We start from the raw sequence: 25,887 nt of genomic DNA, 5'->3' as shown, positions 1-25,887 counted from the left end.
TCACGACTGCTGCGCAGCCGAACGGGGGAAAGCCCCCTCGCCACAGGTTATCTGTGCGCTGAAGATGAAGTACCCTGTGCACAAAATTGACAGGTATCTCCCGTCCATGCTCTTCCTGATCGCCTACATCAGCAGCGTCGTGCTGATCAATTACGCCTTTTCCACCGCCCCGCACCTGGACATCATCTGGTCGGCCTGGGGTGGCCTGGTGTTCGTGCTGCGCGACATGGTGCAAACCCGCTTCGGCCATGGCGCGATCGCGGCGATGCTGGTGGCGCTGGGGCTGTCTTACGTTACCTCCGATCCCTCAATTGCTCTCGCCAGTGCCACGGCGTTCGCCGTGTCCGAGTGCATCGACTGGCTGGTGTTCAGCCTCACCAAGCGCCCGTTGCACGATCGCCTGTGGATAAGTTCGGCCCTGAGCATCCCGCTGGACACCTTCATCTTCTTCGGCATGATCGATGCGCTCACACCGGGCGTGATCTTCACTGCGCTGGGTTCGAAGTTCGCGGGCGTCACCGTGGTCTGGTTGGCCATGGCATGGCGCCTGCGCAAACAGGCTGTCGTCAGCTGAAGCCAAACCCTCAGGTTCATGTAAAATGCCGCGCTTTCTCCCCATGGGAAGCGCGCTTCCCTCGATGATCCGCTCCTTTGAGGACCTGAGATGACCCGTATCGGAACTCCATTGTCGCCAACCGCGACCCGCGTATTGATGTGTGGCTGTGGTGAGTTGGGCAAGGAAGTGGTGATCGAGCTGCAACGCCTGGGCGTTGAAGTGATTGCCGTGGATCGCTACGCCAATGCGCCGGCCATGCAAGTCGCCCATCGCAGCCATGTGATCAATATGCTCGACGGTGCCGCCCTGCGTGCGGTGATCGAAGCCGAGAAACCGCACTTCATCGTGCCGGAAATCGAAGCCATCGCCACCGCGACCCTGGTGGAGCTGGAGTCCGAAGGCTTCACCGTGATCCCGACTGCCCGCGCCGCACAGTTGACCATGAACCGCGAAGGCATCCGTCGCCTGGCCGCTGAAGAGCTGGACCTGCCGACATCGCCGTACCACTTCGCCGACACCTTCGAGGACTACCGTAAGGCAGTCGAAGACCTGGGCTTCCCGTGCGTGGTCAAACCGGTCATGAGTTCCTCGGGCAAGGGCCAGAGCCTGCTGCGCAGCGTCGATGACGTGCAGAAAGCCTGGGATTACGCTCAAGAAGGCGGCCGCGCCGGTAAAGGCCGCGTGATCATCGAAGGCTTCATCGACTTCGACTACGAAATCACTCTGCTGACTGTGCGTCACGTCGGCGGCACTACGTTCTGTGCGCCTGTCGGTCACCGTCAGGAGAAGGGCGACTACCAGGAATCCTGGCAGCCACAAGCCATGAGCCCGGTTGCTTTGGCCGAATCCGAGCGCGTCGCCAAAGCGGTCACCGAAGCCTTGGGCGGTCGTGGCCTGTTTGGCGTCGAGTTGTTCATCAAGGGTGATCAGGTGTGGTTCAGCGAAGTCTCGCCGCGCCCGCATGACACCGGTCTGGTGACCCTGATTTCCCAGGACCTGTCGCAGTTCGCACTGCACGCACGGGCGATCCTGGGCCTGCCGATTCCACTGATCCGTCAGTTCGGCCCATCGGCGTCGGCGGTGATTCTGGTGGAAGGGCAGTCGACTCAGACCGCTTTCGCCAACCTGGGTGCAGCGTTGAGCGAGCCGGATACTGCGTTGCGTCTGTTCGGCAAGCCTGAAGTCAATGGCCAGCGGCGGATGGGGGTTGCGTTGGCTCGCGACGAGTCTATCGAAGCTGCTCGTGCAAAAGCGACCCGTGCTGCTCAGGCTGTTGTAGTCGAGCTGTAAACCGAGGCGCGGCATTCGCGGGCAAGCCTCGCTCCTACAGGGATCACGTCAAGACGCAAGTGCGTTCGACAAATGACCCGTAGGAGCGAGGCTTGCCCGCGAAGCTTTTGGCTTCAGGCAACCCGATTCAAATCGTTATTGCGTGTCTCCTTCAGGCACAGCACTGCGATTAAGCTTAGTACTGCCGCCCCCGACACATACCCGCCGACATAACTCAAGCCACCCATCGCCACCAGTTTCTGCGCAAAGAACGGTGCCGCCGAGGCACCGACAATACCGCCCAGGTTGTAAGCCGCCGATGCGCCGGTATAGCGCACGTGGGTCGGAAACAGCTCCGGCAGCAGCGCGCCCATCGGCGCAAACGTCACGCCCATCAGAAACAGTTCTATGCACAGGAACAACGCCACGCCCCAGGTCGAGCCATGGGTCAGCAGCGGTTCCATCAAGAATCCGGACAGAATCGCCAGCACGCCGCCGATGATCAGCACCGGCTTACGCCCGAAACGGTCGCTGGCCCAGGCCGACAGCGGTGTTGCGGCCGCCATGAACAGCACCGCGAAACACAGCAGGGCGAGAAAGGTTTCCCGGGTGTAGCCAAGCGTCGACACACCGTAACTCAGCGAAAACACTGTCGAGATGTAAAACAGTGCATAGCACACCACCATCGACCCGGCGCCCAGCAGCATCGGTGCCCAGTATTGGCTGAACAGCTCGACCAGCGGAATCTTCACCCGCTCCTGGCGAGCCACGGCGTTGGCGAACACCGGGGTTTCGTGGAGCTTGAGGCGTACGTACAAGCCGACCATCACCAGCGCGGCACTGAGCAGGAACGGAATCCGCCAGCCCCACGAACGGAACTGCTCGTCGTTCAGGCTCATGGCCAGGGTCAGGAACAGGCCGTTGGCCGCCAGAAACCCGATCGATGGGCCGAGTTGTGGAAACATGCCGAACCAGGCGCGCTTGCCTTTGGGTGCGTTCTCCGTGGCCAGCAATGCGGCGCCGCCCCATTCGCCGCCCAGTCCCAGGCCTTGGCCGAAGCGCAGCACGCAAAGCAGGATCGGCGCCCAGGCGCCAATGCTGTCGTAACCCGGCAGTACGCCGATCAGCGTGGTGCACACGCCCATCAGCAGCAAGGACGCAACCAGTGTCGATTTGCGTCCGATGCGGTCACCAAAATGGCCGAACAACGCCGAACCCAGCGGCCGCGCAAGGAAAGCGATGCCGAAGGTGAGGAATGCCGACAGCATCTGCGCGGTGCCGGAGGTTTGTGGAAAGAACACCGGGCCGATCACCAATGCTGCGGCGGTGGCATAGACGTAGAAGTCGTAGAACTCGATGGCCGTGCCGATGAAACTCGCGGTAGCCACGCGGGTGGCGGAGTTCGTCGGTTGGGCAGGCGCGGTGTCGCTGAACGTTGTGCTGGTCGTCATGTCGTTATCCCTGACAGTCATGTGCCCCAGTGGAGCGAATTATTATGGTCGAATACCCAGGGATGTGGGTTGAGGATCGGTCGCTGTTCAAGGTAGGAACAGTCGCCGCAGTGGTACGGATGGTGTCGAAGATCTGGCCGGAACCTGCTGCATGCGGGGTAAGCATGTGGTTCGGTGGGAGGCTTGGGTAAGCCGGCTCGATTATAGGAAGGTGGCTAACTATCGAACAAGAGGGGCGGTTGTTTTAACCCGTTAACGGATAAACGCAGGCGCTGAGCTGGTATGCCAGATCAGCACGCGCGTGACGCGATTTTCTTCAGTCTCCAGAATCTCCAGCCGGTATCGTCCGATCTTCAGGCACACCGCACTGTCCGGAATCGTCTCCAACGCCTCGGTCACCAGGCCGTTTAGGGTTTTCGGACCATCGCTGGGCAAATGCCAGCCGAGGCTCTTGTTCAGCTCGCGGATGGACGCTGCGCCATCAATCACCAGTCGGCCATCGGCCTGCGGGTGAATGTGCGGGTTATCCAGGCTGTGCTGGCTTTCGAACTCTCCGACGATTTCTTCGAGAATATCTTCCAGGGTCACGATACCCAGTACTTCCCCGTACTCGTCGACCACCATGCCCAAGCGCCGCTGCTGCTTGTGGAAATTCAGCAATTGCAGTTGCAACGGTGTGCTTTCCGGCACGAAGTACGGTTCGTGACTGGCCGCCAGCAGCGCTTCCACAGTCAGGCTTGAATCCGGCAACAAATGACGGATCTGCCGGGTGTTGAGCACCGCTTCGACCTGGTTGATGTCGCTGTGGAATACCGGCAGGCGGGTGCGCCTGTTGTGGCGCAGTTGCTCGATGATTTCTTCGAGGGGGTCGTCCAGGTTGATCCCGTCGACGTCGCTGCGTGGCACCAGAATATCGTTGACCGTGATGTTATCCAGTGCGTGGATGCCTGACAGTGGGCGATAAGCCGCATGTTCGTGATCGTCGTGCCGATCTGCCGGTGTCTCGTCTTCGCTTTGCTGCACCACGTTGATTTTGCGGGCGAATGGCCGCATCAGCAGTTGGCTGATGCCATTGAGTAGCCATGCGGCGGGATAGACGATTTTCAGCGGTATGCCGAGCAGTGTGTTGCCCAAGGCCAGGACGGCATCCGGATAGCGTGCGGCGAGGGCGCGTGGCAGGTAGTCGGCGAACACCAGCAACATTGCGCCGGCACCGAGGCAGGCAATCCAGGGGCCGTTTTGCGCCCAGGTGAAAATCGCCAGCAAGGTGCTGATGACCACCACCAGCGCGCGGCATAAGGTGTTGCAGAGGATCAGGCTGTTGAGCGGGAAGCTCAGCTTGGCCACGGGTTTGTCGCTGGAGCGCGAGGCCGTGCGCTGGGCCAGTAATTGCTGTTGCGCAACTTCGATGGCGGTAAACAGCCCCGACCATAAAATCAGCAGGGCCAGCACCGCGAGCATCGGTCCTATGGGCAAGTCGTCCATTAATGCCGCCCGTCAGATGTGCAGAATGTATTCGCGGACCAGCTTGCTGCCGAAATACGCCAGCATCAGCAGGCAGAAACCGGCAAGGGTCCAGCGGATGGCTTTGTGTCCGCGCCAGCCGAGACGGTTGCGCCCCCAGAGCAGCACGCTGAACACGATCCAGGCCAGGCACGCCAGCAGGGTTTTATGCACCAGGTGCTGGGCGAACAGGTTCTCGACGAACAGCCAGCCGGAAATCAGCGACAACGACAGCAGGCTCCAGCCGGCCCAGAGGAAACCGAACAGCAGGCTTTCCATGGTTTGCAGCGGCGGGAAGTTCTTGATCAGCCCGGACGGATGCTTGTGCTTGAGCTGATGGTCCTGAACCAGCAGCAGCAAGGCCTGGAACACCGCGATGGTGAACATGCCATAAGCGAGGATCGACAAGAGAATGTGGGCGAGAATGCCTGGCTCTTCGTCGATGACCTGCACCGTGCCGGCGGGGGCGAACTGTGCCAGCAACACTGTTGCGGCGCCCAGCGGGAACAGCAATACAAGCAGGTTTTCCACTGGAATCCGTGAGCAGGCCAGCAGGGTCAGGGCGATGACCGCTGCGGCAATCAGGCTGGCGGCGCTGAAAAAGTCCAGGGCCAGGCCGACCGGAGTCAGCAGATAGCTGATCAGGCTGGCGCTGTGGGCCAGCACGGCCAGTACGCCGAGCGTGACCAGCAGGCGTTTGTTCGCCTTGGCACCGGTGGCCAGGCGAGTGCCTTGATAGAAGGTCGCAGCGGCATATAAGCAGGCGGCGGCGAGGGTGGTAAGCAAGCTGGGTGACAAGGGGAGCATAAATCCTGTTAGGCAGGCCCGAAAGGCGTTGAGTTTGGCATAGAACCCATACGGCACGAAAGACCATACAAGCTGACGGCGAGGTGTCCGCCAGACGCAGTCTTCGCTATAATCCGCGACCTGCCCACGCCGCAGGCTCGCCGAGCACATGTTGATTCCGGTCTGGGCCGCCATTATCCCGGTCTACACAGGGCCTGAAAGGATCGCGCAATGTTTGAAAACTTAACCGACCGTCTCTCACAGACGCTGCGCCATGTCACCGGCAAGGCCAAGCTGACCGAAGACAACATCAAAGACACCCTGCGTGAAGTGCGCATGGCGTTGCTCGAAGCCGACGTCGCCTTGCCGGTGGTCAAAGACTTCGTCAATTCGGTCAAGGAACGCGCTGTCGGCACCGAGGTGTCGCGCAGCCTGACGCCGGGCCAGGCCTTCGTGAAGATCGTCCAGGCCGAACTCGAAAGCCTGATGGGCGCGGCCAACGAAGATTTGAACCTGAGCGCCGTTCCACCGGCCGTGGTTCTGATGGCCGGTTTGCAGGGTGCGGGTAAAACCACCACCGCCGGCAAACTGGCGCGCTTCCTTAAGGAGCGCAAGAAGAAGTCGGTCATGGTCGTGTCCGCGGACGTTTACCGTCCGGCGGCGATCAAGCAGCTGGAAACCCTTGCCAGCGACATCGGCGTGACGTTCTTCCCGTCCGACCTGAGCCAGAAGCCGGTTGACATCGCTCAAGCGGCTATTAAAGAAGCCAAGCTGAAATTCATCGACGTGGTCATCGTCGACACCGCCGGTCGTTTGCACATCGACGAAGAGATGATGGGCGAGATCAAGGCGCTGCACGCCGCGATCAATCCGGTCGAAACCCTGTTCGTGGTCGATGCCATGACCGGCCAGGACGCCGCCAACACGGCCAAGGCCTTCGGTGATGCATTGCCGCTGACCGGTGTGATCCTGACCAAGGTCGACGGTGATGCCCGTGGCGGTGCCGCACTGTCGGTACGTGCCATTACCGGCAAGCCGATCAAGTTCATCGGTATGGGCGAGAAGAGCGAAGCGCTCGAGCCGTTCCACCCTGAGCGTATCGCATCGCGCATCCTCGGCATGGGCGACGTGCTCAGTCTGATCGAACAGGCCGAAGCGACCCTCGACAAGGACAAGGCCGACAAGCTGGCCAAGAAGCTGAAGAAGGGCAAGGGCTTCGACCTCGAAGACTTCCGCGATCAGCTGCAACAGATGAAGAACATGGGCGGTCTCGGCGGCCTCATGGACAAACTGCCGAATATCGGTGGTGTGAACCTGGCGCAGATGGGCAATGCCCAGGGTGCGGCAGAGAAGCAATTCAAGCAGATGGAAGCCATCATCAATTCCATGACCCCGGCCGAGCGCCGCGACCCTGAGCTGATCAGTGGTTCGCGCAAGCGCCGGATCGCCATGGGTTCCGGCACCCAGGTGCAGGACATCGGTCGCTTGATCAAGCAGCACAAGCAGATGCAGAAGATGATGAAGAAATTCTCCGCGAAAGGCGGAATGGCCAAAATGATGCGCGGCATGGGCGGTATGTTGCCCGGCGGCGGCATGCCCAAGATGTAAAGAATTCGCGCAGGAGCTTGCTCCTGCGCCGACCCACACGGACGTGGGATCTCCAGCAAACCCGCACTTGGCGGGAGCTGACTGGCCATCTTCAACGATGGCTCTATAGCAAATCTGGATGGCACGCCGATAGGCGCCGGAAAAAGACATTTGCAAAAGTCCGGATATTCCTTAGAATATGCGGCCTTTCGGGCACCTATGCCCGCTGTGCATTTAGATTTGCAGCACCGACTACAGGAACGATGTTCACATGCTAACAATCCGTCTTGCCCTTGGCGGCTCCAAAAAGCGCCCGTTTTACCACTTGACCGTAACCGACAGCCGCAACCCGCGTGACGGTTCGCACAAGGAACAGGTTGGTTTCTTCAACCCTGTTGCTCGTGGTCAAGAAGTTCGTCTGTCCGTGAACCAAGAGCGCGTAGCCTACTGGCTGAGCGTTGGTGCACAGCCTTCTGAGCGCGTTGCTCAGTTGTTGAAGGAATCTGCTAAGGCTGCGGCCTGAGCAATATGAACGCGACGCCAGCTGTTGCTGATGATTTGATCGTTATCGGCAAGATTTATTCTGTTCACGGCGTTCGCGGCGAAGTGAAGGTGTATTCCTTTACTGATCCGATTAAAAACCTGTTGGACTACAAAACCTGGACGCTCAGGCGCGAAGGCAACGTAAAGCAGGTCGAGCTGGTCAGCGGACGCGGGAACGACAAGTTCCTGGTCGCAAAGCTCAAGGGTCTTGATGATCGTGAAGAAGCTCGTCTTCTGGCTGGTTATGAGATCTGCGTGCCGCGCAACCTGTTCCCTGAATTGACCGATGGCGAGTACTACTGGTACCAGCTGGAAGGTCTGAAGGTCATCGATACTCACGGGCAATTGTTCGGGAAAATCGATCATCTTCTGGAAACCGGCGCCAATGATGTAATGGTGGTCAAGCCTTGCGCTGGCAGCCTGGATGATCGCGAACGCCTGTTGCCGTATACCGAGCAATGCGTGTTGGCCGTCGATCTGGCAGCGGGCGAGATGAAGGTGGAATGGGATGCGGACTTCTAAACGTGGCTAACCTGCGCGTAGAAGTGATCAGTTTGTTTCCCGAGATGTTCTCCGCCATCAGCGAGTACGGCATCACCAGTCGGGCGGTGAAACAGGGGCTGTTGCAGCTTACCTGTTGGAATCCGCGAGACTACACGACGGATCGACATCACACTGTGGATGATCGCCCATTTGGCGGTGGTCCGGGCATGGTGATGAAGATCAAGCCCCTGGAAGATGCTCTGGTTCAGGCCAAGGCAGCAGCCGGGGAGGCGGCGAAGGTAATTTACCTGTCCCCCCAAGGCCGTCAACTGACACAGTCGGCGGTGCGCGAGTTGGCGAATCTGGATGCATTGATCCTGATTGCCGGCCGCTATGAAGGCATTGACGAGCGTTTTATTGATGCTCATGTCGATGAAGAGTGGTCGATTGGCGACTATGTCCTGTCTGGCGGCGAGCTGCCGGCGATGGTCCTGATCGATGCGGTTACACGACTGCTGCCTGGAGCTTTAGGGCATGCGGACTCCGCTGAGGAAGATTCCTTTACGGATGGTTTGCTGGATTGCCCGCACTACACCCGACCGGAGGTGTATGCGGATCAGCGTGTTCCCGACGTATTGCTAAGTGGCAATCACGCGCACATCCGGCGTTGGCGTTTACAGCAGTCCCTTGGTCGGACCTATGAACGACGCGCCGATCTTCTGGAAAGCCGCTCGCTTTCTGGAGAAGAGAAGAAGCTGCTCGAGGAATACATCCGCGAGCGGGACGATAGTTAACAACGTATCGATGGTAGATCCGACGATTTACCTTAGGAGCACAGCATGACTAACAAAATCATCCTTGCACTCGAAGCAGAGCAGATGACTAAAGAGATCCCTACCTTTGCCCCGGGCGACACCATTGTCGTTCAGGTGAAAGTGAAGGAAGGCGATCGTTCGCGTCTGCAAGCGTTCGAAGGCGTAGTTATCGCCAAGCGTAACCGCGGCGTAAACAGTGCTTTCACCGTTCGTAAAATCTCCAACGGTGTTGGTGTAGAGCGTACTTTCCAGACCTACAGCCCGCAAATCGACAGCATGGCTGTCAAGCGTCGCGGTGATGTACGTAAGGCCAAGCTGTACTACCTGCGTGACCTGTCCGGTAAAGCAGCTCGCATCAAGGAAAAACTGGCTTAAGTCCAGCTTCCGATGCCGAAAGGCCGGCCTGCTCAGGTTGGCTTTTCAAGAAAATGCCTCGTATCGAAAGATGCGGGGCATTTTTCGTTATGGCTGCATATATAAAAAACTGCGGCGCTCTTTCTGTAGCTGCTGCCGAAGGCTGCGTCTGGCTGTAGCAGCTGTCGAGCTCCAGCGAGGCTGCGTCCGGCTGCGAAGCAGTCGTGAATCCGGCTAATGCGGTCTGTCTGGCGTGCCGTAATCTCTGATTATGCGACTGCTGCGTCCGAGCGCAGGCTTCGCCAGCTGCTACGGATTGCGTTACGGCTTAACTTGGTCGTATTAGTCGCACAAAAGAAAACGCCCTGAACCAGTCGGGGCGTTTGCTTTAAGTGTTGCGGCTTTTTGGGCTTGGGTGCTTAGCGCTTCAGCGAAGCTGGCAGGTGTGGCTGGATCGCTGTCAGTACTGCCTTGAAGCACTTGGTGTTGCCGGCGACGACGTGACCTTTCTCCAGGAAGTCGTGACCGCCGGTGAAGTCGCTCACCAAGCCACCGGCTTCCTGGATCAACAGGGCGCCTGCAGCCATATCCCACTCGGACAGGCCTGACTCCCAGAAGGCGTCGAAGCGGCCGGCGGCCACGTAGGCCAGGTCGAGGCTTGCCGAGCCGGCGCGGCGGATGCCGGCGGTCTGGCCAACCAGGGCGCGGAACATGCTCAGGTAGTTGTCGAGGTTGTCCATCTGGTCGTCACGGAACGGGAAGCCGGTACCCAGCAGGGCGCCGTCCAGGCTGGTACGGCCGCTAACGCGCAGGCGACGACCGTTCAGTTGAGCGCCGCGACCACGGCTGGCGGTGAATTCTTCCTGGCGAACCGGGTCCAGAACAACAGCGTGTTCCAGGCGGCCGCGGTATTTGCAGGCGATGCTGACAGCGAAGTGAGGAATGCCGCGCAGGAAGTTGGTGGTGCCGTCCAGTGGGTCGATGATCCACAGGTATTCTTCGCCTTCGATGCCGGTGCCGGCGTGCAGGCCGGTTTCTTCACCCATGATCGAGTGATTCGGGTAGGCCTTGCGCAGTGCGTCGATGATTTTCTGTTCGGCGGCGCGATCCACCTCGGATACATAATCCTTGGCGTCTTTTTCGTCGACCTTGATGGTATCCAGGCGCTCGATGGAGCGGAAGATCAATTCACTGGCGCTGCGGGCGGCGCGCAGCGCGATATTCAGCATGGGCTGCATGGATGTGTCACCTAAGGTTGTTAAAGAAAGCCGGGCATTCTATCAGAAAGTTTCTACAGGAGAAGGTCGACGTTCGCTTTCATGGCTTAACGGTAGGAGGAGCTGTAAGATTCGGCTCCCCCATTCAATGTTCGAGAGCGCCTCCCTTGCTGCAAAACATTCGTGTCGTCCTGGTCAATACCAGTCATCCCGGAAATATCGGCGGTGCTGCGCGTGCCATGAAGAACATGGGCCTGTCGCGACTGGTGCTGGTCGAGCCGCGGTTGTTCCCGCACCACGAGGCCGATGCGCGTGCGTCCGGCGCCGGGGACATCCTTGAAAACGCGCAAGTCGTCGCCACCTTGGAAGATGCCTTGGTCGGCTGCAATCTGGTGCTGGGTACCAGTGCTCGTGATCGTCGCATTCCCTGGCCGTTGCTCGATCCCCGTGAGTGCGGTGCAAGGGTGGTCGAGGAGGCGGGGCAGGGTGCCGAGATCGCATTGGTGTTCGGTCGTGAAGATTCCGGCCTGACCAACGAAGAGCTGCAGCGATGTCATTATCACGTGCACATTCCATCAGACCCCGAGTTCAGTTCGCTGAACCTCGGGGCGGCGGTGCAGGTGTTGAGCTATGAAGTGCGCATGTCCTGGCTGGCGGCCCAAGGTCAGCCGAGCAAGGTCGAGAAGGAGGAAGTGGCGTCCACCAAGAGTGGTGAGCTGGCGACCATGGATGAGCTGGAGCGATTCTATGAGCATCTGGAGCAAACCCTGGTGGCCATCGAATTCCTCGATCCGGAAAAGCCACGGCACTTGATGGCGCGCCTGCGCCGGTTGTACGGACGCAGCTCGGTCAGCCGAGCGGAAATGAATATATTGCGTGGCATCCTCACGGAAACCCAGAAGGCGGCCCGTGGCGAGCTTCTAAAGCGGAAGGATTAATGATGTTCGAGCGTTTGCGTGAAGATATCCAAAGTGTTTTTCATCGTGACCCGGCGGCGCGTAATGCTTTTGAGGTCCTGACCTGCTATCCGGGCATGCATGCCATCTGGATCCATCGCCTGTCATCGCTCCTGTGGCGCACAGAGCTGAAATGGCTGGCGCGGCTGGTGTCGAACTTCGGTCGCTGGTTGACCGGGATCGAGATTCATCCGGGGGCCAAGGTCGGTCGTCGCTTCTTTATCGATCATGGCATGGGCATCGTTATTGGTGAGACTGCCGAGATCGGCAACGATGTCACCCTTTATCAGGGCGTGACCCTTGGTGGCACCAGCTGGAACAAGGGCAAGCGTCACCCGACCCTGGAAGACGGCGTGGTGGTTGGCGCGGGCGCCAAGGTGCTCGGCCCATTCACTGTCGGTGCCGGGGCCAAGGTGGGTTCCAATGCCGTGGTCACCAAGGCAGTTCCGCCGGGTGCGACGGTGGTGGGGATTCCGGGGCGGATTATCGTCAAGTCCGACGATGAGCAGGATGCCAAGCGCAAGGCCATGGCCGAGAAGATCGGCTTCGATGCCTACGGTGTCGGCGAAGACATGCCGGACCCGGTGGCCCGGGCGATTGGTCAGTTGCTCGATCACTTGCAGGCGGTCGATGGGCGTCTGGAGGGTATGTGTGGAGCGCTGAAGGATCTGGGCAGTAATTACTGTGCCAAGGATCTGCCTGAACTGCGTGAAGAAGACTTTGCCTGTGTGAAGGGCAAGGACGAAAGCAGGGCCAGCTGATTCACGGCAGGGTCGCATTCAGGCATTTGCACCGCGCTGGTTGGTGTGCCATTGCACCGCAGACCCTGCTATGATGCGCGCGCTCTTTTGCGGGTAAACCTGAGTAATACGCTAGGTCTTATAGTTGACTTAAATACTCGGGAATTGCATACTCGCCCCATTCCGAACTCCGTGGTAATTGTCCATGCGACTGACTACAAAAGGCCGATACGCCGTGACCGCCATGCTTGACCTGGCGTTACACGCGCAGCACGGGCCGGTGTCCCTGGCCGATATCTCCGAGCGCCAAGGCATCTCCCTGTCCTACCTCGAGCAGCTTTTCGCCAAATTGCGCCGTAGCAATCTGGTGTCCAGTGTTCGCGGTCCGGGCGGTGGCTACCAATTGTCCCGCGACATGCAGGGCATCCAGGTCGCCCAGGTAATCGATGCGGTCAACGAATCGGTCGATGCAACCAAGTGCCAGGGCCAGGGCGATTGCCATTCCGGCGACACCTGTCTGACTCACCATTTGTGGTGCGATCTTAGCCTGCAGATTCACGAATTTCTGAGCGGTATCAGCTTGGCTGACCTTGTAACTCGCCGTGAGGTGCAAGAAGTAGCCCAGCGTCAGGACCAGCGTCGTTGCAACAGCAAGGCGCCACGCCTGGACAAGATTGAAGCGTCCGCCGTCGAATGACAGCCAAAGAGCTAGCGGCACGCCAGCCAGCCTGATTTAGGAGATAGTCCATGAAATTGCCGATTTACCTTGATTACTCTGCGACCACCCCGGTTGATCCGCGTGTCGCGCAAAAGATGAGTGAATGCCTGCTGGTCGACGGAAACTTCGGTAACCCGGCGTCCCGTTCCCACGTGTTCGGCTGGAAAGCCGAAGAGTCCGTCGAGAACGCTCGTCGTCAGGTCGCTGATCTGGTTAACGCCGACCCGCGTGAAATCGTCTGGACCTCCGGTGCCACCGAGTCCGACAACCTGGCAATCAAGGGGGCGGCGCATTTCTACTCCACCAAAGGCAAGCACCTGATCACCACCAAGATTGAGCACAAGGCTGTCCTCGACACCATGCGCCAACTGGAGCGTGAAGGTTTCGAAGTGACCTACCTCGATCCTCGTGAAGATGGCCTGGTCACTCCGGAAATGGTCGAAGCTGCCCTGCGTGACGACACCATTCTGGTATCGGTCATGCACGTGAACAACGAAATCGGCACCATCAACGACATCGCTGCCATCGGTGAGCTGACCCGCTCCCGGGGTATTCTGTTCCACGTCGATGCTGCTCAGTCCACCGGCAAGGTCGAGATCGACCTGTCGAAACTGAAAGTTGACCTGATGTCGTTCTCTGCCCACAAAACCTATGGCCCAAAAGGCATCGGCGCGCTGTACGTCAGCCGCAAGCCGCGTGTGCGCATCGAAGCGACCATGCACGGCGGCGGTCATGAGCGTGGCATGCGTTCCGGCACCCTGGCGACTCACCAGATCGTCGGCATGGGCGAAGCGTTCCGTGTGGCCAAGGAAGACATGGCTGCCGAGAATGCACGCATCAAAGCGCTGAGCGACCGTTTCTTCAAACAGGTTGAAGGCCTGGAAGAGTTGTACGTCAACGGCAGCATGACCGCCCGCGTACCGCACAACCTGAACCTGAGCTTCAACTACGTCGAAGGCGAGTCGCTGATCATGGCGCTCAAGGATCTGGCGGTTTCGTCGGGTTCGGCCTGCACCTCGGCATCGCTTGAGCCTTCGTACGTGCTGCGCGCCCTGGGCCGCAACGACGAACTGGCACACAGCTCGATTCGCTTCACCTTCGGCCGTTTCACCACCGAAGAAGAAATCGACTACGCCGCGCAGAAAGTCTGCGAGGCCGTCACCAAGCTGCGCACTCTGTCGCCGCTGTGGGACATGTACAAAGACGGCGTCGACATTTCGAAAATCGAGTGGGCGGCACACTGATATTCAAGTCGCCGCAACCGGGCCCTGCGAATCCACGATTGGCAGGGCTTCAAGAGCGACTCCTGATGAGTGAGGATTAAGAATCATGGCTTACAGCGAAAAGGTCATCGACCACTACGAGAACCCGCGCAACGTCGGCAAGATGGATGCAGAAGATCCTGATGTCGGCACCGGCATGGTCGGCGCTCCGGCGTGCGGTGACGTGATGCGTCTGCAGATCAAGGTCAACGAACAAGGCATCATCGAAGACGCCAAGTTCAAGACTTACGGTTGCGGTTCGGCAATCGCCTCCAGCTCCCTGGCGACCGAGTGGATGAAAGGCAAGACTCTGGATGAAGCAGAGACCATCAAGAACACTCAACTGGCCGAAGAACTGGCCCTGCCGCCAGTGAAAATTCACTGCTCCGTACTCGCTGAAGACGCTATCAAGGCGGCCGTTCGCGACTACAAGCAGAAGAAAGGCTTGATCTGACTTTCAAGATTTGGCGACGAGTAAGGAGTCACCGATGGCTATCAGCATGACAGAAGCGGCTGCTCAACACGTGCGACGCTCCCTCAACGGGCGCGGCAAGGGTGATGGGATTCGTCTGGGTGTTCGCACCACGGGCTGTTCCGGCCTTGCCTATGTGCTGGAGTTTGTCGACGAGGTGGGCGCGGACGATCAGGTGTTCGAAAGTCACGGCGAGAAAGTGATCATCGACCCGAAAAGCCTGGCCTACCTGGACGGCACCGAGCTTGATTTCGTCAAGGAAGGGTTGAACGAAGGCTTCAAGTTCAACAACCCCAACGTACGCGGTGAGTGTGGCTGCGGCGAAAGCTTCAATATCTGAGGCTGCTCGTGGGTACTCCTTGTCATTTCGCTTTATTTGAGCTGCAACCGAGTTTCAATCTGGACCTCGATCAGCTGGCTACGCGCTACCGTGAGTTGGCGCGCGGCGTTCATCCGGACCGCTTTGCCGACGCTTCCGAGCGTGAGCAGCGGCTGGCGCTCGAGCAATCCGCGAGCCTCAACGAGGCCTACCAGACGCTCAAAAGCCCCCCCAAGCGCGCGCGATACTTGCTCGCATTGAGTGGTGGCGAGTTGCCGCTGGAGGTCACGGTGCATGATCCGGAGTTTCTTCTGCAGCAGATGGAGTTGCGTGAAGAGCTCGAGGATCTGCAGGACAGCGCCGACATGGCGGGTATTGCCACGTTCAAGCGCCGCCTCAAGGCAGCTCAGGATGAACTGAACCAAAGCTTCGCAGCTTGCTGGAATGATGCGGCGCAACGCGAACGGGCCGAACGCCTGATGCGGCGCATGCAGTTCCTCGACAAGCTCACCTACGAAGTGCGCCAGTTAGAAGAGCGCCTCGACGATTAACCCAGTGCCGCTCCGGTCGCACGCCTGATATACAGATAAGTCCTGATCACGATGGCCCTACTGCAGATCGCCGAACCCGGCCAAAGTCCTCAACCGCACCAGCGTCGTCTGGCTGTGGGGATCGACTTGGGCACTACCAATTCGCTGGTCGCTGCATTGCGCAGTGGTCTTTCCGAGCCTCTGGCCGATGCGCAAGGGCGGGTTATCCTGCCGTCTGCCGTGCGCTATCACGCCGATCGCGTCGAGGTCGGCGAATCGGCCAAACTGGCTGCCGCTACCGATCCTCTGAACACTGTGCTGTCGGTCAAGCGCTTGATGGGACGTGGTTTGTCCGACGTCAAGCAATTGGGCGATCAGCTGCCATACCGTTTTGTCGACGGCGAGTCGCACATGCCGTTCATCGACACGGTGCAAGGCCCGAAAAGCCCGGTCGAAGTCTCCGCCGATATCCTCAAGGTGCTGCGTCAGCGTGCCGAAGCGACCTTGGGTGGCGAACTGGTCGGCGCAGTGATCACCGTTCCGGCCTATTTCGATGATGCTCAGCGTCAAGCCACCAAGGATGCGGCCAAGCTGGCCGGCCTGAACGTGCTGCGCTTGCTCAATGAACCGACCGCTGCTGCGGTGGCTTACGGTCTGGATCAACAGGCTGAAGGCCTGGTTGCCATTTATGACCTGGGCGGTGGCACCTTCGATATTTCGATTCTGCGTCTGACCGGCGGTGTGTTTGAAGTGCTGGCTACCGGTGGCGACAGCGCGTTGGGTGGCGATGACTTCGATCACGCCATTGCTGGCTGGATCATCGAGAGTGCCGGTCTGTCGGCCGACCTCGATCCGGGCGAGCAGCGCAATCTGCTGCAAACCGCGTGTGCGGCCAAAGAAGCCCTGACTAGTGCCTCGTCCGTCGAAGTCGCATATGGCGACTGGAAGGCGGGGCTGACCCGTGAAGCGTTCAATGCGCTGATCGAGCCGATGGTTGCCCGCAGCCTGAAAGCCTGTCGTCGCGCGGTGCGTGATTCCGGCATTGAGCTGGAAGACGTTCATGCGGTGGTCATGGTCGGCGGCTCGACTCGCGTACCGCGCGTTCGCGAAGCCGTTGCGCAAGCCTTCGGTCGCGAACCGCTGACCGAAATCGACCCGGACCAAGTCGTGGCCATCGGTGCCGCGATCCAGGCCGATACCCTGGCTGGCAATAAGCGTGACGGCGGCGAACTGCTGTTGCTCGACGTGATTCCGTTGTCCCTGGGGCTGGAAACCATGGGCGGCCTGATGGAGAAGGTGATTCCGCGCAACACCACCATCCCTGTCGCCCGGGCCCAGGACTTCACCACTTATAAAGACGGCCAGTCGGCCATGGCGATCCACGTATTGCAGGGCGAGCGTGAGTTGATCAGCGACTGCCGCTCCCTGGCACGCTTCGAATTGCGCGGTATTCCAGCGATGGTTGCTGGTGCGGCGAAAATTCGCGTGACCTTCCAGGTCGACGCCGACGGTCTGCTCAGTGTCTCGGCCCGCGAATTGGGTTCGGGTGTCGAAGCCAGCATTCAGGTCAAACCGTCCTACGGCCTGACCGACGGCGAAATCGCCAAAATGCTCAAGGATTCGTTCCAGCACGCCAATGACGACAAGGTTGCCCGCGTATTGCGTGAACAGCAGGTCGATGCCCAGCGCCTGATCGAAGCAGTGCAGGGTGCTCTGGATGTCGACGGCGAACGCTTGCTCGACGCCGAAGAGCGCATGGTCATCGAATTGCAGATGCAGGAACTGACCGAATTGATGAAAGGCACCGATGGTTACGCCATTGAGCAGCAGACCAAACGTCTGTCGCAAGTGACCGATGCCTTTGCTGCCCGCCGCCTGGACTCGACGGTGAAAGCCGCTCTGGCGGGGCGCAATCTGAATGAAATCGAGGAATAATTGATGCCGCAGGTCATTTTTCTGCCACACGAGAAGTTTTGCCCGGAAGGCATGGTTGTGGAGGCTGAGCCCGGCATATCCATTCTCGAGCTGGCCCATGAACACCATATAGAGATGGAAAGCGCCTGTGGCGGCGTCTGCGCGTGCACCACTTGTCACTGCATCATTCGTGAGGGTTTCGACTCGCTGGAAGAGGCTGATGAGCTGGAGGAAGACTATCTTGATAAGGCTTGGGGGCTGGAAGCCCAGTCGCGTCTGGCCTGTCAGGCAAAAGTCGGGACTGAAGACCTGACCGTCGAAATTCCGAAATACTCGCTCAACCATGCCGCCGAAGCGCCGCACTGATTCAAGGAACTTTCATGAGCCTGAAATGGGTTGATGTGCTGGAAATCGCGATCCAGCTGGCTGAGTCAAAGCCGGATGTGGACCCGCGTTACGTGAACTTCGTCGATCTGCACCAGTGGGTGCTGGCATTGCCGGAGTTCAGTGATGATCCGACACGCGGTGGCGAGAAGGTGCTTGAAGCCATTCAGGCCGCCTGGATCGAAGAAGCAGACTGAGTCTGCACCGTACGCAGTTAGGCAATACCAAAGAACCCGCGTATAATTCGCGGGTTTAATTTTTCGCAAATTACCGTTTCTGGAGTTACACCATGGCTGTTCAACGTACTTTCTCCATCATCAAGCCTGACGCTGTTGCTAAAAATGTTATCGGCGAGATCACCACTCGTTTCGAAAAAGCAGGCCTGCGCGTTGTAGCTTCGAAACTGAAGCAACTGTCCAAAGCCGAAGCTGAAGGCTTCTACGCTGAGCACAGCGCTCGTGGTTTCTTCAACGACCTGGTTGCTTTCATGATTTCCGGTCCGGTTGTCGTTCAGGTTCTGGAAGGCGAAAACGCTATCGCTCTGAACCGTGAGCTGATGGGCGCTACCAACCCTAAAGAAGCTGCTCCTGGCACCATCCGCGCTGACTTCGCTGATTCCATCGACGCCAACGCCGTACACGGTTCGGACTCCGAAGCCGCTGCTGCTCGCGAAATCTCGTACTTCTTCGCAGCTACTGAAGTAACCACTCGCTAAGCATTGGCTTAAGAGTGAAGGTGAATCCATGACTACATCGACTGTAAAAACCAACCTGCTGGGTCTGACTCAACAGGAAATGGAAAAATTCTTCGACTCAATCGGGGAGAAGCGTTTCCGTGCCGGTCAGGTAATGAAATGGATTCACCACTTTGGCGTCGATGATTTCGACGCCATGACGAACGTCAGCAAGGCCTTGCGCGAAAAGCTCAAGGCTGTTGCTGAAATTCGTGGTCCGGAAGTGGTCAGCGAGGACATCTCCAGCGACGGTACCCGTAAGTGGGTGGTGCGCGTGGCGTCCGGCAGCTGCGTCGAGACCGTTTACATTCCCCAGGGCAAACGCGGCACCTTGTGCGTTTCGTCCCAGGCAGGCTGTGCCCTGGACTGCAGTTTCTGCTCCACCGGCAAGCAAGGTTTCAATAGCAACCTCACCGCCGCGGAAGTCATCGGCCAGGTGTGGATTGCCAACAAATCCTTTGGCAGCGTCCCGGCAACCGTCGACCGTGCCATCACCAACGTGGTGATGATGGGCATGGGTGAGCCGCTGCTGAACTTCGACAACGTCGTGGCCGCCATGCATCTGATGATGGATGACCTGGGCTATGGCATCTCCAAGCGCCGCGTAACCCTGTCGACTTCGGGTGTGGTGCCGATGATCGATGAGCTGTCCAAGCACATCGATGTTTCCCTGGCGTTGTCCCTGCACGCACCAAATGACGCATTGCGTAACCAATTGGTGCCGATCAACAAGAAGTATCCGCTTAAGATGCTGCTGGAATCGTGTCAGCGCTACATGTCGTCCCTGGGCGAAAAGCGCGTACTGACCATCGAGTACACCTTGCTCAAGGACATCAATGACAAGGTCGAACACGCGGTCGAAATGATCGAGTTGCTCAAGAATGTTCCGTGCAAGATCAACCTGATTCCGTTCAACCCGTTCCCGCACTCCGGTTACGAGCGTCCGAGCAACAATGCGATTCGCCGTTTCCAGGATCAGCTTCACCATGCAGGCTTCAACGTCACCGTGCGTACCACTCGCGGTGAAGACATCGATGCCGCGTGTGGCCAATTGGTAGGGCAGGTGCTGGATCGCACCCGTCGCAGCGAACGTTATATCGCCGTGCGTGAGTTGAGCGCCGACAACGATATGCCGCAAAACGCTGCGAACAATAATTAAGAGAGGATCTCTATGTCCCTGCGCTTCGCGCTGCTTGTGCTGTTGGCCAGCCTGTGTGCTGGTTGTGTCCTGTCGGGCGATTTCAACCCGATGAAGACCAGCAAGGGCCGTGATGAAGCGCGTGCCGCCTACGTGCAGCTGGGCCTGGGGTACTTGCAGCAGGGCATGACCGAGCGCGCCAAGGTCCCGCTGAAGAAGGCGTTGGAACTGGATGACTCGGATGCTGACGCCAACGCGGCCTTGGGGCTGGTGTTCCAGGCCGAGATGGAGCCGGAACTGGCCGATCAGCATTTTCGCAAGGCGCTGTCTTCCCGTCCCGCCGATGCGCGAATCCTGAACAACTACGGCAGTTTTCTGTTCGAAGAAAAACGTTACAAAGAGGCGTACGAGCGCTTTGAACAGGCGGCCGCCGATACTCTGTATCCTGAGCGTTCGCGGGTTTTCGAAAACCTCGGCATGACCGCTTCAAAGCTGGGCCAGCGTGACCTGGCTCGCCAGCAACTGGAAAAAGCCCTGCGTTTGAACCGCCAACAGCCACGTGCCTTGCTGGAAATGGCTGAGTTGTCATTCGAAGACAGGCATTATGTGCCCGCGCGTGACTATTACGATCGTTTTAGCCTGCTCACCGAGCAAAATGCACGTAGTCTATTGCTCGGCGTTCGGCTGGCAAAAGTGTTTGAAGATCGCGACAAGGCCGCCAGTTATGGCCTGCAATTAAAACGACTCTATCCCGGTACGCCGGAATATCAGCAATACCTGTCGGAGCAATGATGAAAGCGGCGCATCCCGAAGTTGTAGCAGCGAATCGCGTTAACCCCGGTGAGACTTTGCGCCAGGCCCGCGAAAGCAATGGCTGGTCGCTGGCCGAAGTGGCCCTCAAGCTCAACCTCACCGTCAATTCCCTGAGTAATCTGGAAGCCGGCGCTTTTGACAAGCTGCCTGGCCACACCTTTGCTCGTGGCTATATTCGCGCGTACGCCAAATTGCTGGGCATGGACCAGGCTGTTCTGGTTCAGCAGTTCGACCAATCCACCGGCACCGACTCCCAGGGCAGCAACGTCCACAGCCTGGGGCGTATCGAAGAGCCGGTTCGGGTTTCCCACACCATTTTGCGAATTGTCAGCCTGCTGTTGCTGATCGCGGTGATTGGTGGTGGTTTTGTCTGGTGGCAGGATCAAACCTCATCGCGCACCAAGGACCTGGTCAGCCTGGCTCCGGAACACGTTGAAGTCGAAGGCGCCGATGGCACCACCCAGATCCATCCGCTGGACGAGCCGGAAGACCAGGCGGTTGCGCAAGGTGAGTCTGAAGGTGAAACGCCTCTGGCGTTGCCGCAGGCGGAGGAGCCTGCCAACGCCGAAGCAAGCGCGCCGGCGCCAACACCCGCTCCAGCAGCCCCGGTAGCAACACCTGCGGCTCCGGCCCACAATACTGCTCCGGTTGTCGCGACACCGGCAGCGCCAGTTGTTGCCGCTGTACCGGCAGCGGTTGCGACGGCTCCGATTGCGCCGGCCGTTGCAGCTGCTGCTCCAGCAGCTCCAGCAGCTCCGGTTGCGGGCCAGGGCCAGGTTCAACTGCAATTCAGCGCCGATTGCTGGACTCAAGTGACCGACGGCACGGGTAAAGTGTTGTTGAGTGGTCTCAAGCGTAAAGGCGAAAGTGTTTCCGTCAGCGGCAAGCCGCCCTTTGCCGTGCGTCTGGGCTTTGCCCGTGGCGCGCAGGTCAGCTACAACGGGCAGGTGGTTGATGTCGCTCCGTTCACCAGTGGCGAGACTGCTCGCCTGAAGTTAGGTCAATAAGTCATGCACGGCGAATCTCCAATCAAGCGTCGCGAATCCCGGAAAATCTGGGTCGGTAACGTGCCTGTTGGCGGCGATGCGCCCATCGCTGTGCAGAGCATGACCAACAGCGACACCAATGACGTGGCCGCCACCGTGGCCCAGATCAATCGTCTGGAAACCGCCGGCGTCGATATCGTTCGGGTTTCGGTGCCGGACATGGACGCCGCCGAAGCCTTCGGCAAGATCAAGCAACTGGTCAAGGTGCCGTTGGTGGCTGACATCCACTTCGACTACAGGATCGCTCTGCGCGTAGCCGAACTGGGCGTCGATTGCCTGCGCATCAACCCAGGCAACATCGGTCGTGAAGACCGCGTACGTGCGGTGGTCGATGCCGCCCGTGATCGCGGGATTCCAATCCGTATCGGCGTGAACGCCGGTTCCCTGGAAAAAGACCTGCAAAAGAAATATGGCGAGCCGACTCCGGCCGCGCTGGTCGAGTCCGCCCTGCGTCACGTCGAACACCTCGAACGCCTCAATTTCCAGGACTTCAAGGTCAGCGTAAAAGCTTCCGACGTGTTCATGGCCGTTGAAGCCTACCGCTTGCTGGCCAAGGAAATCGTCCAGCCGTTGCACCTGGGCATCACCGAAGCCGGTGGTTTGCGTTCAGGCACAGTGAAATCCGCCGTGGGCCTCGGTATGCTGCTCGCCGAAGGGATTGGCGATACTATTCGCATCTCGTTGGCGGCCGACCCGGTCGAGGAAGTGAAAGTCGGCTACGACATTCTCAAATCCCTGCACCTGCGTTCCCGTGGCATCAACTTCATCGCCTGCCCGAGCTGCTCGCGGCAGAACTTCGATGTGGTCAAAACCATGAACGAGCTGGAAGGGCGTCTCGAAGACTTGCTGGTGCCGCTGGATGTCGCGGTAATCGGTTGCGTGGTCAACGGGCCGGGTGAAGCCAAGGAAGCCCATATTGGCTTGACCGGCGGCACACCAAACCTGATTTACATCGACGGCAAGCCGTCGCAGAAACTGACGAATGACAATCTGGTGGATGAGCTTGAACGCTTGATCCGCCAGAAAGCGGCCGAAAAGGTCGAAGCCGACGCGGCTGTAATCGCTCGCGGCTGAGCCTGACTGAAGAGCCGAACGAATTTAAGGATTTAAAGTGAGCAAGTCTCTGCAAGCCATTCGTGGCATGAACGACATCCTGCCCGAACAGACTCCCCTGTGGCGTCATTTCGAAGGCACCGTTTCGCGTTTGCTGGATAACTACGGTTACAAGCAGATCCGCATGCCGATCGTCGAGTTCACCGAGCTGTTCAAGCGCTCCATCGGTGAAGTGACCGACATCGTCGAAAAAGAGATGTACACCTTCGAAGACCGCAACGGCGATTCCCTGACCCTACGCCCTGAAGGCACAGCGGCCTGCGTGCGTGCGGTGCTCGAACACGGCATTACCGGCGGCGGCCAGGTGCAGAAACTCTGGTACATCGGCCCGATGTTCCGCCACGAACGTCCGCAGAAAGGCCGTTATCGCCAGTTCCACCAGATTGGTTGTGAAGTCTTCAACCTCGACGGTCCGGACATCGACGCCGAGCTGATCGTGCTGACCTGGCGCCTGTGGGGCGAGCTGGGTATCCGCGATGCGGTCAAGCTCGAACTCAACAGCCTGGGCACTGCCGAATCCCGTGGTCGTTATCGCGAAGCACTGGTCGAGTACCTGACCGCTCGCCTGGATCAACTGGACGAAGACAGCCAGCGCCGTCTGAAGACCAACCCGCTGCGGGTCCTGGATACCAAGAACGCCGACACTCAAGCGGTGCTGGCCGACGCGCCGAAAATGGCCGACTACCTCGACGAAGAATCCCGCGTGCACTTCGAGGGCCTCAAGGCTCGCCTGGACGCCGCCGGCATTCCTTATGTGATCAACCCGAAGCTGGTTCGCGGGCTGGATTACTACAGCAAGACCGTATTCGAATGGGTCACCGACCAATTGGGCGCCCAGGGCACGGTATGTGCCGGTGGTCGTTACGACGGTCTGGTGGAGCAGATGGGCGGCAAGCCGACCCCGGGCGTCGGTTTCGCCATGGGCATCGAGCGTCTGGTGCTGCTGCTTGAAACTCTGGAGCAGATCCCCGAAGAGATCTCCCGTCAGGTTGACGTCTACCTCTGCGCCTTCGGTGAAGCCGCCGAGCTGGCCGGTCTGACCCTGAGCGAGCGTGTTCGTGATCAACTGCCCAACCTGCGCCTGCAAATCAATGCCGGGGGCGGCAGCTTCAAAAGCCAGTTCAAGAAAGCCGACAAGAGCGGTGCGCTGTACGCATTGATCCTCGGTGACGACGAAATGGCCCAGCAAGTGGTAGGTTTCAAACCCCTGCGTGGCCAGGGCGAACAACAAAGCATTGCCTGGGATGCGCTTGCTGCACACCTGGCCACCTGCGTCGTGCAGGGTTGAAGCTGTCAAACAGCCGATTTAGCGATTAAGGAGTATTGGGGTGTCGAGTACCGAAGACGAACATGTGGCGGAGTTGAAGGAGTGGTGGACACGCAACGGCAAGCCCCTGGTTACTGGCGGCCTGTTGGCGCTGGTCATCGTGTTCGGCTGGCAGGCCTTTCAGAAGTATCAGAGCAATCAGTCGCAAGGCGCCTCGATTCTCTACCAGCAATTGCTGGAAACCACGCTGACGCCTGACGGCAAGCCTGATGCTGCACGTGTTTCGGATCTGGCCGGCAAGCTCAACAGCGAGTTCGGCGGCACTGCCTACGCGCAATACGGCAGCCTGTTCGTGGCGAAAGTCGCGGTCGACAGCGGCAAGCTGGACGACGCTGCCAGCGAGCTGAAAGCCATTGTCGACAAACCGGCCAACCCGGCTCTGGGTGAAATCGCCCGTCAGCGCCTGGCGCAGGTGCTGGCCGCGCAGAACAAGGTCGATGAAGCCCTGAAACTGCTCGAAGGCGATGCCGACAAGGCGTTCCTGGCCACTCGCGAAGAACTCAAGGGCGACTTGCTGGTGCAACTGGGTCGTACCGACGAAGCGAACGCAGCGTATCAAAAAGCCAAGGCGGCACTGTCGGATGAAGCGGCGGTCGGTGGCCTACAAATCAAGCTGGACGACCTGGCCAAAGGGGATGCGTGACGTGATCCGTTGGAAACATGCAGCATTGCTGGCTCTGGCCATTCTGGCCGCGGGTTGCAGCAGCAACAGCAAAAAAGAGTTGCCACCGGCCGAGCTGACCGACTTCAAGGAAGAAGTGGTTCTGCACAAGCAGTGGAGTCGTTCGATCGGTAACGGTCAGGGCGAAACCTACAACATGCTGGTTCCGGCGATCGATGGCGATACCATCTATGCCGCCGACGTCACCGGTGTGGTGATGGCGATGGATCGCAGCAATGGCGACGTCAAGTGGAAGAAAGATCTCAAACTGCCTGTCTCCGGCGCCGTTGGCGTGGGTTACGGTCTGGTCATGATCGGCACGCTCAAGGGTGAAATCGTTGCCCTGGATGCCAGCAGCGGTGAAGAGAAATGGCGCGCTCGCGTGACCAGCGAAGTTCTCGCACCACCGGCCACCAACGGTGACGTTGTTGTGGTTCAGACCCAGGATGACCGTCTGATCGGTCTGGATGCCTCTACCGGCAACCAGCGCTGGTTGTATGACAGCACGCCAGCGGTCCTGACCCTGCGCGGCACCAGCGCACCGATCGTCACCAACCGCCTCGCGGTGGCTGGCCTGTCGACCGGTAAAGTGGTTGCTCTTGATGTGTCCAACGGCGTGCCGGTTTGGGAACAGCGTGTAGCGATTCCACAAGGTCGTTCGGAGCTGGAGCGTGTGGTCGATATCGACGGTGGCTTGCTGCTGTCCGGCGGTACACTGTATGTCGCCAGCTACCAGGGTCGCGTCGCGGCACTGGACCTGGAAAGCGGTCGTCAGCTCTGGCAGCGTGATGCTTCCAGCTATGCCGGCGTCGCCCAGGGTTTTGGCAGCGTCTATGTGAGCCTGTCTTCGGGCACTGTTGAAGGCGTCGACGAGCGTTCCACCACTGCATTGTGGAGCAACGATTCGCTGGCCCGCCGCCAACTGTCGGCTCCGGAAGTGTTCTCCAGCTACGTTGCAGTCGGTGACCTGGAAGGTTACCTGCACCTGCTGAGTCAGGTGGACGGTCGTTTCGTCGGCCGCGAGCGCATCGACAGCGACGGCCTGCGTGCCCGTCCGCTGGTGGTGGGTGACACGATTTATGTGTATGGCAACAGCGGCAAACTGGAAGCCCTGACCATCAAGTAAAGACTATGCTTGGGGTTTAACCCCCAAGCGGCCTTGTTCTGCAAGGCTCGCAGCGCTTTCAAGCGCTGCCC

29 protein-coding genes are annotated in these 25,887 nt (G+C 59.1%); 25 read left to right on the top strand and 4 right to left on the bottom strand.

The window, feature by feature from the left end; genetic code table 11:
* The first annotated feature begins 106 nt into the window (after positions 1 to 106).
* Both PGR6_RS23365 and purT read left to right on the top strand, forming a co-directional pair.
* Positions 107 to 574 carry a VUT family protein gene (locus tag PGR6_RS23365; RefSeq protein ID WP_018927079.1) on the top strand — a complete coding sequence of 156 codons (468 nt, stop codon included), beginning with the start codon at positions 107 to 109 and terminating at the stop codon, positions 572 to 574.
* Positions 575 to 664: 90 nt separating this feature from the next.
* Positions 665 to 1,846: a formate-dependent phosphoribosylglycinamide formyltransferase gene (gene purT / locus PGR6_RS23360; RefSeq protein ID WP_018927078.1), complete on the top strand. Its 1,182-nt coding sequence runs from the start codon at positions 665 to 667 to the stop codon at positions 1,844 to 1,846.
* 113 nt (positions 1,847 to 1,959) lie between these two features.
* On the opposite strand, the gene PGR6_RS23355 is transcribed toward purT, so the two are convergent.
* From PGR6_RS23355 to PGR6_RS23345, 3 genes are all read right to left on the bottom strand, one after another.
* Entirely contained in the window at positions 1,960 to 3,276 is a 1,317-nt protein-coding gene (locus PGR6_RS23355) for an MFS transporter (protein ID WP_019581065.1), read from the bottom strand.
* A 252-nt stretch (positions 3,277 to 3,528) separates the two neighbouring features.
* Positions 3,529 to 4,761, bottom strand: coding sequence for a transporter associated domain-containing protein (locus PGR6_RS23350; protein ID WP_064620151.1), 1,233 nt, complete (start codon positions 4,759 to 4,761; stop codon positions 3,529 to 3,531).
* A gap of 12 nt (positions 4,762 to 4,773) precedes the next feature.
* A complete protein-coding gene (locus PGR6_RS23345) occupies positions 4,774 to 5,586 on the bottom strand; it encodes a cytochrome C assembly family protein (protein WP_018927074.1) in 813 nt (270 codons plus the stop codon).
* A gap of 210 nt (positions 5,587 to 5,796) precedes the next feature.
* Here PGR6_RS23345 and ffh point away from each other — a divergent pair, with 210 nt between their 5' ends.
* The 5 genes from ffh to rplS all read left to right on the top strand — a co-directional run bounded on the left by ffh (position 5,797) and on the right by rplS (position 9,368).
* Complete coding sequence (ffh, locus tag PGR6_RS23340; RefSeq protein WP_018927073.1) at positions 5,797 to 7,173, top strand: signal recognition particle protein; 1,377 nt, start codon at positions 5,797 to 5,799, stop codon at positions 7,171 to 7,173.
* Positions 7,174 to 7,423: 250 nt separating this feature from the next.
* Positions 7,424 to 7,675: a 30S ribosomal protein S16 gene (gene rpsP, locus PGR6_RS23335; RefSeq protein ID WP_003198088.1), complete on the top strand. Its 252-nt coding sequence runs from the start codon at positions 7,424 to 7,426 to the stop codon at positions 7,673 to 7,675.
* 5 nt (positions 7,676 to 7,680) lie between these two features.
* On the top strand, positions 7,681 to 8,217 hold the full coding sequence (gene rimM / locus PGR6_RS23330) for a ribosome maturation factor RimM (RefSeq protein WP_019581061.1): 537 nt from the start codon (positions 7,681 to 7,683) through the stop codon (positions 8,215 to 8,217).
* Positions 8,199 to 8,972, top strand: coding sequence for a tRNA (guanosine(37)-N1)-methyltransferase TrmD (gene trmD / locus PGR6_RS23325; protein WP_172901170.1), 774 nt, complete (start codon positions 8,199 to 8,201; stop codon positions 8,970 to 8,972). Before rimM ends, trmD begins: the two co-directional genes overlap by 19 nt.
* Positions 8,973 to 9,017: 45 nt before the next feature.
* Positions 9,018 to 9,368 (top strand): 50S ribosomal protein L19, encoded by a 351-nt coding sequence (gene rplS, locus PGR6_RS23320; RefSeq protein ID WP_003175895.1) that lies wholly within the window; start codon positions 9,018 to 9,020, stop codon positions 9,366 to 9,368.
* Positions 9,369 to 9,766: 398 nt separating this feature from the next.
* On the opposite strand, the gene suhB is transcribed toward rplS, so the two are convergent.
* Entirely contained in the window at positions 9,767 to 10,585 is an 819-nt protein-coding gene (gene suhB, locus PGR6_RS23315) for a type III secretion system regulator SuhB (protein ID WP_064620148.1), read from the bottom strand.
* A 146-nt stretch (positions 10,586 to 10,731) separates the two neighbouring features.
* Here suhB and trmJ point away from each other — a divergent pair, with 146 nt between their 5' ends.
* From trmJ to bamB, 18 genes are all read left to right on the top strand, one after another.
* Positions 10,732 to 11,502, top strand: coding sequence for a tRNA (cytosine(32)/uridine(32)-2'-O)-methyltransferase TrmJ (trmJ, locus tag PGR6_RS23310; protein WP_018927071.1), 771 nt, complete (start codon positions 10,732 to 10,734; stop codon positions 11,500 to 11,502).
* 2 nt (positions 11,503 to 11,504) lie between these two features.
* Complete coding sequence (gene cysE / locus PGR6_RS23305) at positions 11,505 to 12,281, top strand: serine O-acetyltransferase (RefSeq protein WP_026286494.1); 777 nt, start codon at positions 11,505 to 11,507, stop codon at positions 12,279 to 12,281.
* Between the two features lie 184 nt (positions 12,282 to 12,465).
* Positions 12,466 to 12,957, top strand: a complete 492-nt coding sequence (gene iscR, locus PGR6_RS23300) for a Fe-S cluster assembly transcriptional regulator IscR (RefSeq protein WP_003227911.1) — start codon at positions 12,466 to 12,468, stop codon at positions 12,955 to 12,957.
* A gap of 50 nt (positions 12,958 to 13,007) precedes the next feature.
* The gene (locus PGR6_RS23295; protein ID WP_007941393.1) at positions 13,008 to 14,222 is read left to right on the top strand and encodes an IscS subfamily cysteine desulfurase; all 1,215 of its coding nucleotides are present in this window, start codon (positions 13,008 to 13,010) and stop codon (positions 14,220 to 14,222) included.
* Positions 14,223 to 14,307: 85 nt separating this feature from the next.
* Complete coding sequence (gene iscU / locus PGR6_RS23290; protein WP_003443374.1) at positions 14,308 to 14,694, top strand: Fe-S cluster assembly scaffold IscU; 387 nt, start codon at positions 14,308 to 14,310, stop codon at positions 14,692 to 14,694.
* Positions 14,695 to 14,728: 34 nt separating this feature from the next.
* On the top strand, positions 14,729 to 15,052 hold the full coding sequence (gene iscA, locus PGR6_RS23285; protein ID WP_007941391.1) for an iron-sulfur cluster assembly protein IscA: 324 nt from the start codon (positions 14,729 to 14,731) through the stop codon (positions 15,050 to 15,052).
* Between the two features lie 8 nt (positions 15,053 to 15,060).
* On the top strand, positions 15,061 to 15,582 hold the full coding sequence (gene hscB / locus PGR6_RS23280) for a co-chaperone HscB (RefSeq protein ID WP_018927068.1): 522 nt from the start codon (positions 15,061 to 15,063) through the stop codon (positions 15,580 to 15,582).
* Positions 15,583 to 15,633: 51 nt separating this feature from the next.
* Positions 15,634 to 17,496: a Fe-S protein assembly chaperone HscA gene (gene hscA / locus PGR6_RS23275; protein ID WP_064620145.1), complete on the top strand. Its 1,863-nt coding sequence runs from the start codon at positions 15,634 to 15,636 to the stop codon at positions 17,494 to 17,496.
* Between the two features lie 3 nt (positions 17,497 to 17,499).
* Complete coding sequence (gene fdx, locus PGR6_RS23270) at positions 17,500 to 17,841, top strand: ISC system 2Fe-2S type ferredoxin (protein WP_018927066.1); 342 nt, start codon at positions 17,500 to 17,502, stop codon at positions 17,839 to 17,841.
* Between the two features lie 14 nt (positions 17,842 to 17,855).
* Positions 17,856 to 18,056, top strand: a complete 201-nt coding sequence (gene iscX, locus PGR6_RS23265) for a Fe-S cluster assembly protein IscX (RefSeq protein WP_007941386.1) — start codon at positions 17,856 to 17,858, stop codon at positions 18,054 to 18,056.
* Between the two features lie 92 nt (positions 18,057 to 18,148).
* Entirely contained in the window at positions 18,149 to 18,574 is a 426-nt protein-coding gene (gene ndk / locus PGR6_RS23260; RefSeq protein ID WP_018927065.1) for a nucleoside-diphosphate kinase, read from the top strand.
* Positions 18,575 to 18,602: 28 nt separating this feature from the next.
* Positions 18,603 to 19,751, top strand: a complete 1,149-nt coding sequence (gene rlmN / locus PGR6_RS23255) for a 23S rRNA (adenine(2503)-C(2))-methyltransferase RlmN (RefSeq protein WP_007941385.1) — start codon at positions 18,603 to 18,605, stop codon at positions 19,749 to 19,751.
* 12 nt (positions 19,752 to 19,763) lie between these two features.
* A complete protein-coding gene (gene pilW, locus PGR6_RS23250; RefSeq protein WP_018927064.1) occupies positions 19,764 to 20,522 on the top strand; it encodes a type IV pilus biogenesis/stability protein PilW in 759 nt (252 codons plus the stop codon).
* On the top strand, positions 20,522 to 21,550 hold the full coding sequence (locus PGR6_RS23245; RefSeq protein ID WP_064620141.1) for a RodZ domain-containing protein: 1,029 nt from the start codon (positions 20,522 to 20,524) through the stop codon (positions 21,548 to 21,550). Before pilW ends, PGR6_RS23245 begins: the two co-directional genes overlap by 1 nt.
* A 3-nt stretch (positions 21,551 to 21,553) precedes the next feature.
* A complete protein-coding gene (ispG, locus tag PGR6_RS23240; RefSeq protein ID WP_064620138.1) occupies positions 21,554 to 22,663 on the top strand; it encodes a flavodoxin-dependent (E)-4-hydroxy-3-methylbut-2-enyl-diphosphate synthase in 1,110 nt (369 codons plus the stop codon).
* 37 nt (positions 22,664 to 22,700) lie between these two features.
* Positions 22,701 to 23,990: a histidine--tRNA ligase gene (gene hisS / locus PGR6_RS23235; protein WP_018927062.1), complete on the top strand. Its 1,290-nt coding sequence runs from the start codon at positions 22,701 to 22,703 to the stop codon at positions 23,988 to 23,990.
* A gap of 40 nt (positions 23,991 to 24,030) precedes the next feature.
* Positions 24,031 to 24,672: a tetratricopeptide repeat protein gene (locus PGR6_RS23230; protein ID WP_018927061.1), complete on the top strand. Its 642-nt coding sequence runs from the start codon at positions 24,031 to 24,033 to the stop codon at positions 24,670 to 24,672.
* On the top strand, positions 24,665 to 25,816 hold the full coding sequence (gene bamB, locus PGR6_RS23225; RefSeq protein ID WP_064620135.1) for an outer membrane protein assembly factor BamB: 1,152 nt from the start codon (positions 24,665 to 24,667) through the stop codon (positions 25,814 to 25,816). Before PGR6_RS23230 ends, bamB begins: the two co-directional genes overlap by 8 nt.
* Positions 25,817 to 25,887: the final 71 nt, after the last annotated feature.

Origin of the sequence: Pseudomonas sp. GR 6-02 (assembly GCF_001655615.1) — a bacterium.
Lineage (GTDB): Bacteria > Pseudomonadota > Gammaproteobacteria > Pseudomonadales > Pseudomonadaceae > Aquipseudomonas.
Note: the sequence above shows the minus strand (reverse complement) of the source record. Positions and strands in the feature narration are given on the sequence as shown.